The organism is Pseudarthrobacter chlorophenolicus, from assembly GCF_000962805.1.
Taxonomy (GTDB): Bacteria; Actinomycetota; Actinomycetes; order Actinomycetales; family Micrococcaceae; genus Arthrobacter; species Arthrobacter chlorophenolicus_A.
The window spans coordinates 46509-60738 of the sequence record NZ_JZTW01000017.1 but is presented as its reverse complement, the minus strand read 5'-3'; the positions used below and the strand labels follow the sequence as shown (position 1 = coordinate 60738).

Below are 14230 nucleotides of genomic sequence, written 5' to 3'. Positions count from 1 at the left end.
CTGGATGAATACTCACTGGGCACTGCCCACGCGGCAAGGATGGACACCAGGGTGGCACAGCACGAAACAGCAGGCTCCGGAACGTCCCGCACGGCGGCCGGCAGGAACAACGGACGCTGGCGGACTTTCCACGACAAGTTCGTGGTGGAGGAACGCTTTTTGGAACCGGCGGACCGGCGGGGCCTCTACCGCGCAGCGGTCATCCTGGCTGTGGTTGGCCTGGCATTGTTCATCGCCACGCTGATCAGCGTGTTGCAGGCGGACGGCCTGTCCGCGGCAGACGAACCGGTCCGCGACTGGCTGCTGACGGAGCGCTCCGGCGCCCTCACCGCCGTCATGATCTTCCTCGCCGTGGTTTTCGGCCCCATCGCCCTGCCCATCATCGTCCTGGTGGTCATCGTGGTGTGGGGATTCGCGGCGAAGCACGCCTGGCGCCCCATCCTCCTGGCGTCGGCCATGCTCAGCGGCGTCATCATCTCGCAGGTCATCCTCCGCATCGTCCAGCGGTCCCGCCCGCCCGTGGACCAGATGCTCTTCGGCATCGACCACACCTTTTCCTTCCCGTCCGGCCACGTGCTGGGCGCCTGCGACTTCCTGCTGGTGGGCACCTTCCTCATCTTTTCGCGCCGCAGGAACACCCGGTCCGCCGTGCTGGGGTTCGTTGGCGCCGGCGTAGGAATCGTTCTGGCGTCGGTGAGCAGGCTGTACCTGGGCTACCACTGGCTGACCGACACCCTCGCCTCGTTTTCGCTTTCGCTGGTGATCCTGGCCGGCGTGATCGCCCTGGATACCTGGCGGACAGCGAGGGTCCCGGGCGAACGGGTCACGGGGGAACTGTCTAAGGCGGAAACCCCGCGCGACTGAGGCTGGTCAGCCCGACGGCCGCTGCCGGGCGCGCTTCAGGGCGCTGTGCAGCTTCAGGTTCGCGGCTTCAAGTTCCAACACCATAGCCACCCCGGCAAGGTTCAGGCCCTGTTCCAGCAACTCGCCAATCCGCAGCAGCACCGCGATGTCATCCTCGCTGTACTGCCGCGTCCCGCCGGAGGTCCGGGCCGGCGTTAACAGGCCCTTGGTCTCATAAAGGCGGATGTTCTGCTGGCCCGTCCCGGTCAACCGGGCCGCTACCGAAATGGCGTAAACCGCAGTGGATCCGGGCCGCGGTGTAGCCGGGACCTGCGGTTTTGCCATGGGCTCCTCCAGGTGCTCGGTGCGGTCTTGCCTCAGTTTTTCACGGGTGCTATAAAAAATCTATATCAGCCACCATAGAAGATGCGCCGTAAGAATTAAGACTCGAACACCTGACCCGCACCGACAAGCTGCAAGGAGTGTGCGATGACGGCCGGTCCTCCCGACTACTACGCCATCCTGAACGTGCCGCCCGACGCCGGCCGTCCCGACATTGCGCGGGCCTACCGCGGCCTCATGCGGGCCCACCATCCTGACGTCGGCCCGGCGGCTTCCGGGCACGGCGGGCCAGACGACGAGCTGCTCCGGATTATGGACGCGTATGCGGTGCTGCGCGACCCGTCCCGGCGGGCGGCCTATGACCGGCGGCGGGCTCTATCAGCAGGCCAGTCCCCAGCCCCGGCCTGGCCCGTCGCTGTCCGGAAAGTACCCGGCAACGGCGGAGTCGCCGGAGACATCATCCGGGTCACCCCCGTGCGCTGGGAAAGCGGGCCCTGGGCCTGACACCAGGCGGTGGGGAGTACCTGAAGCACAAAACACGACGAGGAGGGAGAGAGCCGCATGAGCGAGTGGCGGCGTTACGATTCACACCTGATTCCGGCGTTCCATGAGCGCTTTGAACAGCGGTGGGGCAAGGGAACGGCGCCCTTCCTGGATCCTGAAGCCCACGAGGAGCCGGTACCGCGGGCGCAGTGGATCAACCCGTCAACCGGCGCAGCCCTTGCGGTGGTGCCGGTGTGGACCCTGGATGAAAGGCAGCAGCGGTCCTTCGGCGTTTTCTACCTGCCGCCTGCGGGTGACATCTGGGTCCTCAGGCCCGGTTACACCGCCTACCTTGAACCTGCCGACGGCGAACCGGAACACCTGGTCACCCTGCGCAATGATGCGTTCCGGAAGGCCGTGGCCCATGCCAAGGAGTTCCTCTTTGGCTCCCAGTAGCCGTCCCCGGCAGGCTCGCTGACGGGTGCCGCAGCAGTTGCTCGTCAGGGGGCCTTTGCTGTGCCATCCTGAGACGTACTTATCCGCCGATCACCACATAGGGCCGCCAGATGCACATCTCCGCCAAGGACCTCGCAGCAATCATTCCCCCGGGGTTCACGCTCGGCGTCGCCACCGCAGCCATCCAGATCGAGGGGGCCCTGGACGAGGACGGCCGCGGTCCCGCAGGCTGGGACGTCTTTGCCGCCCAGCCTGGCACGATCGTGGAGGACCACAGCCCCGCGGTGGCCACGGACCACTACCACCGGATGCCTCAGGACGTTGCCCTCATGAAGCAACTGGGAGTGGACTCGTACCGGTTCTCCTTCGCCTGGCCCAGGATCCAGCCCACCGGCCGCGGACCCGCCAACAGCGCCGGCCTGGCTTTCTACGACAGGCTCCTCGACGAGCTGCTGGCCAACGGGATCTCCCCAATGGCCACCATCTACCACTGGGACACGCCGCTGGCCCTGGACGAGGCAGACGGCTGGATGAACCGTGACACCGCCTACCGGCTGGGGGAGTATGCCACCATCCTCGCGGAGAAGTTCGGGGACCGGGTTGCCCGGTGGGTCACCATCAACGAACCGGCCACCGTCACCACCAACGGTTACACGCTGGGCTTGCACTCCCCGGGCAAGGAGCTGATGCTGGGCGCCTTCCCCACGGTGCACCACCAGCTGCTGGGCCACGGACTCGCCGTCCAGGCACTGCGCGCTGCCAAGGTCCCCGGCGAAATCGGGATGACCAACGTGTATTCACCCATGGTCCCCAATTCCATCAACCCGCTGGACAAGATCAGCGCCGGCCTCATGGACCTCGCCCAGAACCGGCTGTACGCGGATCCGGTCCTCACCGGAAAGTATCCGGACCTCGTCAGGGCAGCGAAGTTCTTCTCCTCGTTCGAACATCCGGAAGAGGACATGCAGCTGATCTCCCAGCCGCTGGATTTCTACGGGCTCAACTACTACATGCCCACCAAGGTGGCCGTGGGCCCCGGCGGCGGGGCAGTTCCGGCCAGCATGGCCGAAGCCATGGGCAGCGACCTGAGCGCGGCCGGCAACGGCGGCGCGCCGTTCCACGTGGAAACCTGGCCCGAGGCGGACATCACGTCCTATGGCTGGCCGGTGAAGCCCGAGTACATCGGGGTGGCCCTGAAGGAGATGGCCGAGCGGTACCCCAACCTCCCGCCCGTCATCCTCACCGAGGGCGGCGCCAGCTTCGAGGACATCATCGTCCGGGACAAATCCACCAACACCCGGTTCATCCCGGACGAGCGGCGCCTGAAGTACCTCTCGGACCATCTTGAGACGGCGCTGCGTGCAACCGCACCCGGCGGCGAAGCGGAGTCCGTGGACCTGCGTGGCTATTACGTCTGGTCATTGCTGGACAATTTTGAATGGTCAGCAGGCTTCAACCAGCCGTTTGGGCTGTTGCACGTGGACTTCGAGACCCTTGAGCGCACGCCCAAGGCATCCTACTTCTGGCTGCAGGAACTCATCGAAGAGCGCGACCTGTTCCAGGCTGCCGGTGCGGCGATCGCCCAGGCAGTCATCCCGGAGGACGCCGCATAGGCCAGGCGTTTCAGGCGGAGCGGGATCCTAGAGCAGGTCCAGCATGCCAAGCTGCTTGGCCATGCCTGCGCCATCGGGGGAGTAGATCCATGGCACCTTGGACGCGGTGTGGTCCCCGTCTTCGGAGTGGCCGCCGGCGAATACCGACTCGCTGACGGACAGTTGGCGGATGGCGATGGCGGCCACCTTGTCCGGGTTCTCGGCTGCGAAGCCGGAGTAGATGGCTTCGTCGTGCTGGCCGTTGTCGCCAATGAGGAGCCAGCGCATGTCCGGGAACTCCTTGCTGAGCCGTTCCAGGTTGCGGTGCTTGTGGTCCTGTCCGCTGCGGAACCAGCGGTCCTGCGTCAGGCCCCAGTCCGTCAGCAGCAGCGGGCCGGACGGGTACATGTTGCGGCCCAGGAACCTGGCCAGGGTAGGCGCAGCGTTCCACGGCCCGGTGGAGAGATAAATGACGGGGGCATCGGGGTGTTCGATGGTCAGCCGGTCCAGCAGCACGGCCATCCCCGGTGTTGCCATGCGGGCCCGCTCGCTGAGGACAAAAGTGTTCCACAGGGCAAGGAACGGACGGGGCAGTGCGGTCACCATCACCGTGTCATCAATATCGGACACGATGCCGAACTTCACATCAGGGGCGATGACGTGGATCAGGGCTTCTGCCGGCTCGGTACCCTCGGCCTGCAGTGTCGCAGTGTGCCAGCCGGGCGACAACTGGACGTCCACCTCGGTGTCCACCAGGCCGCCGCGGTCCGCCTGTACGCGGGCGACAACATCTCCGATGGTGATTTCGACGTCGGTGAACTGCAGCGGCACGCCGGTAAAGGCGCGCCAGCCGCGGACGTTCTGGGTAGCGTTCTTGGCCTCCTGCTCGGCCTTGCTGCCGGGAAGCGGCTTCTGCGTCATCAGCACCCGGCCCAGGATCCGGACGCGGCTGGTGGAACCGTACCCCTGGTAGGCGATGGTCCGGGGCACGAAGTCCCAACGCCTGGCGAGCCGGATCCGGAAGCTGTTGAACCCGTCAGAGATGCGGTGGGCCAGGCGGAAGGCCTGGTTTCCGTTGAGCTCGGGCCGGCGCTCCGGAATCTGCCCCGGCTGCCCGGAAGCGTGCTGGGTTGCGGGCTGGGTCGGGTTCTGCGGCGCCGGGTCCATGGTTCCACTCTGCCACAGGGCAGCGGCCCGTGCGGCAGCCTGCGGGAGCCGGCGGCACAGTGTGACGTCAGGCGCCCAGGATGGCGCGCAGGGTCCGGGCGTTGCGCACCGCGTGCCCGCCGCCGTCGTTATTGAAATAGGCGTGCACGTCCAGCCCGTTGGCTGCCCAGCCGCGGATCCTGTCCGCCCACCAGTGCAGGTCGTCGTCGGAATAGGAGCCGGCGTAGAGGTGCTGGTGGTCTGGCCCGTGCAGCCTGATGTAGGTGAACGGGGCAGTGGTCTGCAGCAGGCACGGCAGATTGGCTCCGCTCATGATGCAGTAGGCGGCGCCGTGCCGTTCCAGGATGGCCAGGACTTCCTGGCAGTTCCAGGTGGGGTGCCGGAATTCCACCGTGACGCGGATCCAGTCCGGCATGGCGGCCAGGAAGTAGTCCAGCCGGGCATCGTCCCGTTCCAACTGAGGGGGCAGCTGCACCAGGAGTACCGCCCGCTTGTCCCCCAGCTCGTGCCAGCAGCGGGCAATCCGGTCCACCCAGACCTCGGGCTGGTACAGCTTCCGCGCGTGCGTCAGGCCACGCGGAGCCTTGACGGACATGCTGAAGCCCGGGGGCAGCCGGCGGTTCCAGCCCGCAAACGTGGAGTCCCGGGGCCAGCGGTAGAAGCTGGCATTCAGCTCCACGGTGTTGAACTGTGAAACGTAGTGGGCCAGCCGTTCCTTCGCTGGCAGGCCGGGCGGGTACAAGACGTTTGCCCAGTGGTCATAGCTCCAGCCTGATGTGCCGATATGGACTGCCACCCCTGCAGGCTACACCGGGTCTTCTGCGATTTACCCGGAGCGGGAAGCACGTTTGTGGCAGGGTAAGGTCATGGCGCGAATCGAAGATTATGCGGTGGTAGGCGACCTTCAAACCGGGGCGCTCATCAGCAAAGAAGGTTCCATCGACTGGCTTTGCCTTCCCAGGTTTGACTCTCCAGCCTGCTTCAGTGCGCTGCTGGACACACCCGATGCCGGCCGCTGGCTGCTGGCACCCGAAAGCGGCGGGCCGTGCACCCGGCGGGGATACCGGGACGGCAGCCTGATCCTGGAAACCGAATGGGACACCCCTGAAGGAACAGTGCGCGTCATCGACTTCATGCCGCCGCGAGACTCCGTGGCGGACATCGTGCGGATCGTCGAGGGCGTCAGCGGAACCGTGAAGATGCACTGCGAGCTGGTCCTGCGCTTCGACTACGGCCACATCGTTCCGTGGGTACGCCGGGACAAGCACGGCCTCCACGCCATCGCCGGGCCGGACGCTGCCTACTTCGTGACGCCGGCGGAGGTGCACGGCGAGAACATGCATACCGTGGGCGACTTCACCGTCAGTGCCGGGGAGCGCGTCCCGTTCGTCCTCACGTGGGCTCCGAGCCACGTGGGCCGTCCGCACTCGGTGGATGCTGAAAAGGTCCTGGACAGCACCTTCGCGTTCTGGCGCGGCTGGACCACCCAGTGCACGGTGCAGGGGGAGTACCAGGACGCCGTGGTGCGCTCGCTGGTGACCCTCAAGGCCCTGACCTACGCGCCAACCGGCGGCATCGTGGCTGCCGTGACTACCTCCCTGCCCGAACAGCCGGGTGGCCCGCGCAACTGGGACTACAGGTACTGCTGGTTGCGGGACGCCACCATGACGCTTCAGGCACTCCTGGCCGCCGGCTACACCGCCGAAGCGGCGGCTTGGCGCGAGTGGCTGCTGCGTGCGGTGGCCGGGGACCCCGCGGACCTGCAGATCATGTACGGCATCCACGGCGAGCGGCGCCTGCCCGAGCTGGAGCTGCCCTGGCTCAGGGGGTACGAGAACTCGGCGCCCGTGCGGATCGGCAACGCTGCAGCCGAGCAGCTCCAGCTGGACGTGTGGGGCGAGGTGCTGGACTGCCTGGCGCTGACCCGCAATTCCCTGCTGAAGCATCCGGACGATTCGTGGGACCTGCAGTGCGCCCTGATGACGCACCTGGAAACCATCTGGGACCAGCCGGACAATGGGCTGTGGGAAATGCGAGGTCCCCGCCGGCACTTCACCCACTCGAAAGTGATGGCGTGGGTGGCCGCCGACCGGATGGTGAAAGGCGTCAGGGAGTCCGGGCTGCCGGGGCCGGTGGAACGGTGGGAGTCGCTGCGGGACACCATCCACCGGGACGTGATGGCCAATGGGTTCGACGCCGAACGCAACACTTTCGTACAGTCCTACGGCAGCCCGGAGCTGGATGCCAGCCTGTTGCTGATTCCCCGCGTGGGTTTCCTGCCGCCGGACGATCCCCGCGTCATCGGGACGATCGAGGCGATCCAGCGCGAGCTGACCGAGGACGGGTTCGTGCTGCGCTACCGCCCGGAGAAGAGCGACGACGGCCTGCCGGGGAGCGAGGGCGTCTTCCTCGCCTGCTCGTTCTGGCTGGTGGAGGCGCTGCTCGGTGCAGGACGGCATGAGGAATCGCGGGAACTCTTCGAGCGGCTGCTGGAGCTGCGCAATGATGTGGGGCTCCTCAGCGAGGAGTGGGCAGTCCGTGCCGGCCGGCAGCTGGGCAACACCCCGCAGGCGTTCAGCCACTTTGCCCTTGTGACTAGCGCTTTGGAGTTGCATCAGGATACGGTTCGGCGGAGTGACACCCCTATTCCGCCGGAGTCGGCGGACCGGCGCTGAGGCGGTGCCGGCAAGGGGCTGAACTTTCCCTTCGCAGAATAGATAAGTAGACTTACTAACACCTCATGGAGTGCTCCACAAGCACAATGCCGTGACTGACGGAGGAGGAGTGATTCGCATGGCCGGGTATTTTGAGCTCGTTGATGCCCCTGACGGTGGCTACAGGGTCAGGATGATGGACGGGGCGGGGCATCTGATGGCAATTTCGGTGACCTTTCCCACGAAGCGGGCGGCGGTGGCCGGAGTGGCCATGGCCCGTGAAATTGCAGGGACGGGCCTGATTCGGGATAAAAGCCTGGACGGTGCCGGAACGGTGATCAGGGAACGGGTCAGGCCGGTGGCTACCCCCAAGGAAGAAGCTGCCCGGCAGAAGAAGGCCCCCGAGGCCAGGCGGGCCGCGGTGGGCTGATGGGCCAGCAGGACACGCCGCCGGCGTCTAACGGAACACGCCGCCGGGGGGTTCTCTTTGACGTTGACGGAACGCTGATCGATTCCTCGTATTTCCACACCGTGGCCTGGTGGGGTGCGTTCCGCCAGTACGGCTACGACATTCCCATGGCATCCATCCACTACCTTGTGGGCATGGGCGGTGACCGCCTGGTGGACAGCCTGTTGCCCTCGGACCGGGACCGCAGCGCGGACGAAGAGATCATGGCCAGCCACGGCGCCCTGTATGCCGCCCGATGGCCATCCCTGCGCGCTTTTGACGGCTCGAAGGACCTGCTGGCCCAGTGCCATGCCGGTGGCCTCGCCGTTGCCTTGGCCTCCTCGGCCCGGGAAAAGGACCTGCAGATCATGAAGGGAATCCTTGACGCAGACGCGTTCATCGATGCCGCCACGAGCTCAAAGGACGCAGAGGAAAGCAAGCCGGCCCCGGATATCCTGGCTGCTGCCCTGGAGGCAATCGACGTGGAGCCGGCCGATGCTGTCTTTGTTGGTGACGCAGTCTGGGACATGAAGGCCGCGGCAGCGCTCGGCATCCCCGCGGTGGGTGTTACGTGCGGCGGAATCAGCGCCGACGTGCTGCGGGAAGCCGGCGCGGTGGACGTCTACGACAGCCCTGCCGACCTGTTGCGTAACCTGGCCGGCAGCGCCATCGGAAAGCTGCTGAATCGAGGCAGCTAAACGGTTTGCCCGCCCGTCGCGTCCTTCTCGGTGCCGTTGTCGGCGGGTTTGGCCCACGATACGGCCACCTTCACGGAACCGTCATCGTTTCTCTCGACGTCCGTGACGACGTCGGCGAGGTTGGCGCCCATGTCCACGATCCGGGTGCGGTAGCCGGCCACGAGTTCCTCCAGGCTGGCTTCGGTCCATTCGCCGGGCCGCATGCGGGTGGAGATTTCGACCGGTTCCGGCTGATACAGCGTCATGGTGTCCTCGTTCCGTTGGCATCGTCTTCGTCGAGCAGCCCGGCGGGCCCTTCCTACGCTAGAAGCACCGGCCCGGCGCGACAAGCCCTTGAAGGGTGGTTCTCAGGTAAGAACCGACAGCATGCGGTCCATCCGCTGGTGCCGCGCGCGGAATGTCATGCTGCATCTGCCCCAGCAGTATCCGGCGGTCCACCCAAGGGCCGAACGGGCCGGCGAACCGCACGGTGTCCGTGTAGCGGCAGCCGTTGCCTTCGTCCACGGCGGTATGGGTGTGGTGGAAATAGCGGAAGAATCCCCGCACCTGCTGGTCGCTGAACCCGCGGCCCGGCGTGTAGGAATCGATGAAGGCCACCCACTGTATGGGGAAGAGGTTCTTCAGCCACCAGCGGAAGTGGTACGTACCGCCCAGTTGGCCCTTTTCAGTCGATGACCAGAGGACCTGCATCCGATCCGGCATGATGGCGACGAAGTTCTGGCGCTGCAGGCAAAAATCGATGACGACGCCGGCGGGTTGCGGAAGCCACGACTCCACGCGAAGCTCGCACACGCCGCCGGGCTCGTCCAGCAGGGCAAGGCCGCCGATGCGGCTGCGGCCCGCGTAGGCCAGGGCAGAGCTTTTTTGTTCGGCGGTTGCCGATCCCGAGTCATTGGCCAATGCGTCCCCCTGGGCATTCAGTCCACTGGTTGCAGATGCTACCCGAGCGGGGCTGGGGCGGCGAACAGTGCGGAAGACTGAATTTGATCAGCATGCTTACTTTTCGGCCGCAAATTCGATAGCGTCGAACCAAGGGCGCAATGCCCGGACCGCGAGGAAAAGGAGTAGGCCGTGAAAGCACTGACCTGGCAGGGAAAGCGCTCAGTCAGCGTTGAAGAAGTACCGGACCCCGTGATCCAGGAGCCAACTGATGCGATCGTGCGCATCACGTCCACGGCGATCTGCGGATCCGATCTGCACCTGTACGAAGTTCTTGGCCCCTACATGCACAAGGGCGATGTCATCGGCCACGAGCCCATGGGCATCGTGGAAGAAGTGGGCAGCGCCGTTACCAACCTCCGCAAGGGTGACCGCGTGGTGATCCCGTTCAACATCTCGTGCGGCTCCTGCTACATGTGTAAGCAGGGCCTGCAGTCACAGTGCGAGACCACCCAGGTCAAAGACAAGGGATCGGGGGCTGCGCTGTTCGGCTATTCGGAACTGTATGGTTCGGTGCCGGGCGGGCAGGCTGAGTACCTCCGTGTGCCGCATGCCGACTACGGCCCGGTCAAGGTGGGGACGGAACTGCCGGATGAGCGCTACCTGTTCCTCTCCGACATCCTGCCCACCGCTTGGCAGGCGGTGGAGTACGCGGACGTGCAGCCCGGCGGCACGCTCGCAGTCCTGGGGCTGGGACCGGTGGGCCAGTTCGCAGCCCGGATCGGCGTCCAGCGCGGATTCAACGTCGTGGGCGTGGACCCTGTCCCGGAACGCCGCGCCATGGCGGCCCGGCACGGTGTGGACACCCTCGATTACACCAAGACGCTCGGGGACGAACTTCGGGAGAAGACCGCCGGAAGGGGCCCTGACGCGGTGGTGGACGCCGTCGGTATGGAAGCGCACGGATCCCCGGTGGCCGGGTTCGCCCACCAGGCCCTGGGCCTGCTGCCGGACAAACTGGCCCAGAAAGCCATGGAGACGGCGGGGGTGGACCGCCTGGCCGCGCTGCACACCGCCATTGATGCCGTCCGCCGGGGCGGAACACTGTCCCTCAGCGGTGTCTACGGCGGCCAGGCCAGCCCCATGCCGCTGCTGACCATGTTCGACAAGCAGATCCAGGTGCGGATGGGCCAGTGCAACGTGCGCCGCTGGACCGATGACATCCTGCCTCTGGTGGAGGACGGCGCCGATCCGCTGGGTGTGATGGACCTCGTCACCCACCGCTCGGGCCTGGATGGCGCGCCGGCGCTGTACGAAAAGTTCCAGAAGAAGGAAGACGGCTGCATCAAGGTGGTCCTCAACCCTGGAGCCTGATCAGCACAGACTGTTCAAGGCATCCTGCGCGACTTCCTGAATCTCGGAGATCAGCGGATTGACGCCGAGGGTTGGCGGCTCGGGCGGATAGGCCACTGCCATGGCCAGTTGGGTGTTGCCGTCCTCGCTGGTCATGGCAATGGTCCCGTAGCCGTCCGTGTCGCCGGGCAGGCCGTAGTAGAAGCGGTTGTTGCAGGTGTTGTTCCAGCGGCGCAACGCAAAGCCGTAGTACTCCAGGTAGCCGCCTTTCATGGCCGTGACGCTGTCCGGTGGGAGCAGCTCGCCTTTCAGGAGCGCGGCGTAGAAACGGTTCACTTCCGGCAGGGTGGAAACGGCTCCGGAAGACGGAGCTTCCGCTTGCCATTCGGGCATGCTGGCATCCAGGCGCGCTCCGCCCACCGTGACGTAGCCGTGGACCATGCCCGGAAGGCCCGGCCCGCCCAGGCGGGTTGCACCCAGCTCCAGCGGGCGCGCTGTGTCCGTGGCCAGGACCTGTGCGATGTCCTGCCCGCGGAGCCGTTCGACGATCAGGGCCAGCGCCGCATAGTTGGTCCGGGAGTAGTTAAAGATCCGTGCCAGCCGCGGCTCCCACGGCACGGTGGCCGACAGGGCGAGTTGCTGTTCGAGGCTTACCCTGCGCGCCGTGACCTGTTCCCAGGGACCTGACGCCAGCAGCGGGTCGGTGAAGTCGGGCAGCCCCGATTCATGGGTCAACAGTTGGCGCACAGTGACCGGTCCGGGCGGGTGCAGGACGCTGCCGAACTCCGGCAGGTAGCGGCTCACGGGGTCATCGAGGCCGAGTTTTCCTTCCGCCATCAGCTTCAGCACGGAAACTGCCACCAGTGATTCGGTGATGCCGCCGACGCGTACGGGGTCGGACGCCGTTGCAGGTTCGCGGGTTTCCAGGTTCCGCACCCCGGCGGCATGTGTCCAGGCCTTGCCGCCGTAGCGGACGTCGATCAGGACGGCGGGTGCGCCCTCGCCGATCATCCGGTCGCTGAACGCTTCCAGGAGGGCGAAGGCGGCAGCCCTGTCCGGCACCGTCGGCGTGGGGTCCGGAGGGCGGGGTTCTCCGGTGCAGCCGGCGCCGCCGACAACCAGCAAGGCCGCAGCCAGGACGGCTGCGGCCTGCTTGCAGAGCGCGGATGGGCGCGGTCCCATGGGAACATTTTCCCCCGCCGGCCCCGTTTAGGTGAGTTTCACCTGGCGGTTCATGTCCTTGTACAGCAGGTAGCGGAATTCGCCGGGGCCGCCGGCGTAGCAGGCCTGCGGGCAGAAGGCGCGCAGCCACATGAAGTCGCCGGCCTCAACCTCCACCCAGTCGTTGTTGAGGAGGTACATGGCCTTGCCCTCCAGGACGTACAGGCCGTGCTCCATGACGTGGGTTTCGGGGAAGGGGATGACGCCCCCGGGCTGGAACGTCACGATGTTCACCTGCATGTCGTGCGCCAGGTCGCTGGAGTCGGTAAAGCGGGTGGTCTTCCAGGCGTCGTTGGTGTCCGGCATGGAGGTGGGCTCCACGTCCTTCTCGTTGGTGACGAAGGACTTGGCTTCGAAGCCTTCCAGCCGTTCGTAGGCCTTGCGGATCCAGTGGAAGGACACGACGTCGTCCGAAACGTTCTCGAGGCCCCACTCCGCACCGGCGGCGAGGTAGGCGTAGCCGCCTTCCTCGAGCTGGTGCAGTTCGCCGTCGAGGGTGAGGTTGACCTGTCCGCGGGTCACGAAAACGACGCCTTCGACGCCGGCTTCGAACTCGGCCTTGGGTGCTCCGCCGCCGGGACCGATCTCAACGATCAGCTGGGAGAACGTGGTGGCGAAGCCCGAGATGGGACGGGCGATGATCCACGAGCGGGTGTTCGCGAAGCCCGGCAGGTTGGACGTGACGATGTCCGTCATGACGCCCTTGGGGATCACGGTGTACGCCTCGGTGACGATGGCCCGTTCGGTGGTCAGGTGCGTCTGCGGGGGCAGCCCGCCGGTGGGGGAGTAGTACTTACCCATGGAGGAGATCCTTTGCTGAGGTGGTGGAGGTAGCGAGCCGGGGGTGCGCCAGTGCGGTGAGCTGGGGAATTCCGACGCCGGCCAGCGCCAGCACCTCTTCGGCACCTACGGCGCCGCACTGGACACCGCGGAGGACGAAGGCGGCCAGGGCACGGGCGGTGGCGGGCTCGTCCATGACGCCGCCTTCGGTGCGTTCGACATAGTTGCGGAGGCGGGCCGCGGCAGCCGGCAGGCCTTCGCGGTAGAAAGCGTAGGTGGCGGCGAACCTGCTGGGCAGCTGGGCCGGGTGCAGGTCCCAGCCCTGGTAGTAGCCGCGTTCCAGGGACCGGCGGACCAGCCGCCCGTGCAGCCGCCAGGCATTCTCCACGTTGTCGCCCACCGGGATGATGTTGGTGGACCCGTCGGAGAGCCGGATGCCGGTGCCGGCAACGGCCAGCTGCATGACTTCCTTGGCGAAATCAGCCACGGGGTGCTCCATGGACTGGTATTCGGCAGAGATCTGCAGCGACGCGGAGTAGTCGTAGGTGCCATAGTGCAGCCCGCTGATCCGGCCCGGTACGGCGTGCGGCAGCTGCGCCACGGGAGAGGTGCCCTCCGGGCCCAGGATGAGCTGGGGTGTTTCCACCTGGACCTCGAAGCGCAGCCGCCCGGCGGGCAGCGAGTGGACTTCTTCCAGCCGGGACACTGCGTAGTCCATGGCCCGGACCTGGTCCACGGTGGTGACCTTCGGCAGGGTAAGGACCAGACCCTCGGGCAGCTCCCCGGCAGCGGCGAGTCCGGAGACGAACAGGTCCAGGGTGCGCAGGCCGCGGGCCCGGGTGGCCGACTCGAAGCATTTGAAGCGGATGCCGATGAACGGGGGCGCGGACCCGGCCGCGACTGCCTGGGCCACCGCGGAAGCCGCGGCAACAGCGGCGGCGTCCTCGGCGTCGTCGCCCCTGTCCCCGAAGCCGTCCTCGAAGTCCAGGCGCAGATCCTCGATGGGTTCGCCGGCGAGCTTGGCTTCGACGCGTGCGGCGACGGCCTCGGCGAGGCCGGGTTCCTGTCCCAGGAGCCGGCCCAGGTTTTCCAGGCCGCCGTGAGCGTCCGCCGTCGCGGTTGCCTGCGCGCCCCAGTCAGCCGCGAACGACGGCGTGAACCGGTCCGCGGGCACGTACACCGTGTGCACGGGCTGGCGGGAGCCGTCGTCGCCGGGGTAGTTCTGCTCCAGGAGCCGGTCGGTGGCGGCCAGCTGCCCGTCGATGGCGGCGAGGTCTCCCGGCGAAAGCGAGGGTTTGGGTGTTCCGGCCATGC

Annotated in this window: 16 protein-coding genes; 8 read left to right on the top strand and 8 right to left on the bottom strand. The window is 66.5% G+C overall.

What is annotated here, in order from left to right:
- The first annotated feature begins 51 nt into the window (after window positions 1-51).
- Window positions 52-864, top strand: a complete 813-nt coding sequence (locus UC32_RS16065) for a phosphatase PAP2 family protein (RefSeq protein WP_235423690.1) — start codon at window positions 52-54, stop codon at window positions 862-864.
- A 6-nt stretch (window positions 865-870) separates the two neighbouring features.
- On the opposite strand, the gene UC32_RS16060 is transcribed toward UC32_RS16065, so the two are convergent.
- Window positions 871-1188: a MerR family transcriptional regulator gene (locus UC32_RS16060; RefSeq protein WP_045732199.1), complete on the bottom strand. Its 318-nt coding sequence runs from the start codon at window positions 1186-1188 to the stop codon at window positions 871-873.
- Between the two features lie 144 nt (window positions 1189-1332).
- Here UC32_RS16060 and UC32_RS16055 point away from each other — a divergent pair, with 144 nt between their 5' ends.
- From UC32_RS16055 to UC32_RS16045, 3 genes are all read left to right on the top strand, one after another.
- The gene (locus UC32_RS16055) at window positions 1333-1689 is read left to right on the top strand and encodes a J domain-containing protein (protein WP_045732198.1); all 357 of its coding nucleotides are present in this window, start codon (window positions 1333-1335) and stop codon (window positions 1687-1689) included.
- Between the two features lie 57 nt (window positions 1690-1746).
- Window positions 1747-2124 (top strand): hypothetical protein, encoded by a 378-nt coding sequence (locus tag UC32_RS16050; protein ID WP_045732197.1) that lies wholly within the window; start codon window positions 1747-1749, stop codon window positions 2122-2124.
- A 110-nt stretch (window positions 2125-2234) separates the two neighbouring features.
- Entirely contained in the window at window positions 2235-3737 is a 1503-nt protein-coding gene (locus tag UC32_RS16045; RefSeq protein ID WP_045732196.1) for a glycoside hydrolase family 1 protein, read from the top strand.
- Window positions 3738-3764: 27 nt separating this feature from the next.
- Here UC32_RS16045 and UC32_RS16040 read toward each other — a convergent pair whose 3' ends face one another.
- Window positions 3765-4883 carry an App1 family protein gene (locus UC32_RS16040; RefSeq protein ID WP_082072179.1) on the bottom strand — a complete coding sequence of 373 codons (1119 nt, stop codon included), beginning with the start codon at window positions 4881-4883 and terminating at the stop codon, window positions 3765-3767.
- Between the two features lie 67 nt (window positions 4884-4950).
- Window positions 4951-5679, bottom strand: a complete 729-nt coding sequence (locus UC32_RS16035; RefSeq protein WP_045732195.1) for a DUF72 domain-containing protein — start codon at window positions 5677-5679, stop codon at window positions 4951-4953.
- A gap of 52 nt (window positions 5680-5731) precedes the next feature.
- Between UC32_RS16035 and UC32_RS16030 the strand changes: the two genes are divergently transcribed.
- From UC32_RS16030 to UC32_RS16020, 3 genes are all read left to right on the top strand, one after another.
- Window positions 5732-7558 (top strand): glycoside hydrolase family 15 protein, encoded by a 1827-nt coding sequence (locus tag UC32_RS16030; protein WP_268747959.1) that lies wholly within the window; start codon window positions 5732-5734, stop codon window positions 7556-7558.
- A gap of 118 nt (window positions 7559-7676) precedes the next feature.
- Window positions 7677-7967, top strand: coding sequence for a hypothetical protein (locus tag UC32_RS16025; protein WP_045732193.1), 291 nt, complete (start codon window positions 7677-7679; stop codon window positions 7965-7967).
- Complete coding sequence (locus UC32_RS16020; RefSeq protein ID WP_045732192.1) at window positions 7967-8683, top strand: HAD family hydrolase; 717 nt, start codon at window positions 7967-7969, stop codon at window positions 8681-8683. The genes UC32_RS16025 and UC32_RS16020 overlap by 1 nt, the downstream gene beginning before the upstream one ends.
- Here UC32_RS16020 and UC32_RS16015 read toward each other — a convergent pair.
- Complete coding sequence (locus UC32_RS16015; protein WP_045732191.1) at window positions 8680-8928, bottom strand: hypothetical protein; 249 nt, start codon at window positions 8926-8928, stop codon at window positions 8680-8682. The genes UC32_RS16020 and UC32_RS16015 overlap by 4 nt on opposite strands.
- Before the next feature lie 58 nt (window positions 8929-8986).
- Complete coding sequence (locus UC32_RS20095) at window positions 8987-9583, bottom strand: SRPBCC family protein (RefSeq protein ID WP_052690604.1); 597 nt, start codon at window positions 9581-9583, stop codon at window positions 8987-8989.
- A 171-nt stretch (window positions 9584-9754) separates the two neighbouring features.
- On the opposite strand from UC32_RS20095, the gene UC32_RS16005 reads away from it, so the two are divergent.
- On the top strand, window positions 9755-10936 hold the full coding sequence (locus UC32_RS16005; RefSeq protein WP_045732190.1) for a zinc-dependent alcohol dehydrogenase: 1182 nt from the start codon (window positions 9755-9757) through the stop codon (window positions 10934-10936).
- Here UC32_RS16005 and UC32_RS16000 read toward each other — a convergent pair whose 3' ends face one another.
- The 3 genes from UC32_RS16000 to UC32_RS15990 are packed head-to-tail and all read right to left on the bottom strand — an operon-like array spanning window position 10937 to window position 14228.
- A complete protein-coding gene (locus UC32_RS16000; protein WP_045732189.1) occupies window positions 10937-12097 on the bottom strand; it encodes a serine hydrolase domain-containing protein in 1161 nt (386 codons plus the stop codon).
- A gap of 27 nt (window positions 12098-12124) precedes the next feature.
- On the bottom strand, window positions 12125-12937 hold the full coding sequence (locus UC32_RS15995) for a bifunctional allantoicase/(S)-ureidoglycine aminohydrolase (RefSeq protein ID WP_045732188.1): 813 nt from the start codon (window positions 12935-12937) through the stop codon (window positions 12125-12127).
- Complete coding sequence (locus tag UC32_RS15990; RefSeq protein WP_045732187.1) at window positions 12930-14228, bottom strand: DUF6986 family protein; 1299 nt, start codon at window positions 14226-14228, stop codon at window positions 12930-12932. The genes UC32_RS15995 and UC32_RS15990 overlap by 8 nt, the downstream gene beginning before the upstream one ends.
- Window positions 14229-14230: the final 2 nt, after the last annotated feature.

Bases quoted from the DNA above. Each gene is read 5' to 3' on its own strand.
- UC32_RS16060 (WP_045732199.1), bottom strand. From the start codon at position 1,188: ATGGCAAAACCGCAGGTCCCGGCTACACCGCGGCCCGGATCCACTGCG.
- UC32_RS16055 (WP_045732198.1), top strand. From the start codon at position 1,333: ATGACGGCCGGTCCTCCCGACTACTACGCCATCCTGAACGTGCCGCCC.
- UC32_RS16050 (WP_045732197.1), top strand. From the start codon at position 1,747: ATGAGCGAGTGGCGGCGTTACGATTCACACCTGATTCCGGCGTTCCAT.
- UC32_RS16045 (WP_045732196.1), top strand. From the start codon at position 2,235: ATGCACATCTCCGCCAAGGACCTCGCAGCAATCATTCCCCCGGGGTTC.
- UC32_RS16040 (WP_082072179.1), bottom strand. From the start codon at position 4,883: ATGGACCCGGCGCCGCAGAACCCGACCCAGCCCGCAACCCAGCACGCT.
- UC32_RS16025 (WP_045732193.1), top strand. From the start codon at position 7,677: ATGGCCGGGTATTTTGAGCTCGTTGATGCCCCTGACGGTGGCTACAGG.
- UC32_RS16020 (WP_045732192.1), top strand. From the start codon at position 7,967: ATGGGCCAGCAGGACACGCCGCCGGCGTCTAACGGAACACGCCGCCGG.
- UC32_RS16015 (WP_045732191.1), bottom strand. From the start codon at position 8,928: ATGACGCTGTATCAGCCGGAACCGGTCGAAATCTCCACCCGCATGCGG.
- UC32_RS16000 (WP_045732189.1), bottom strand. From the start codon at position 12,097: ATGGGACCGCGCCCATCCGCGCTCTGCAAGCAGGCCGCAGCCGTCCTG.
- UC32_RS15995 (WP_045732188.1), bottom strand. From the start codon at position 12,937: ATGGGTAAGTACTACTCCCCCACCGGCGGGCTGCCCCCGCAGACGCAC.
- UC32_RS15990 (WP_045732187.1), bottom strand. From the start codon at position 14,228: ATGGCCGGAACACCCAAACCCTCGCTTTCGCCGGGAGACCTCGCCGCC.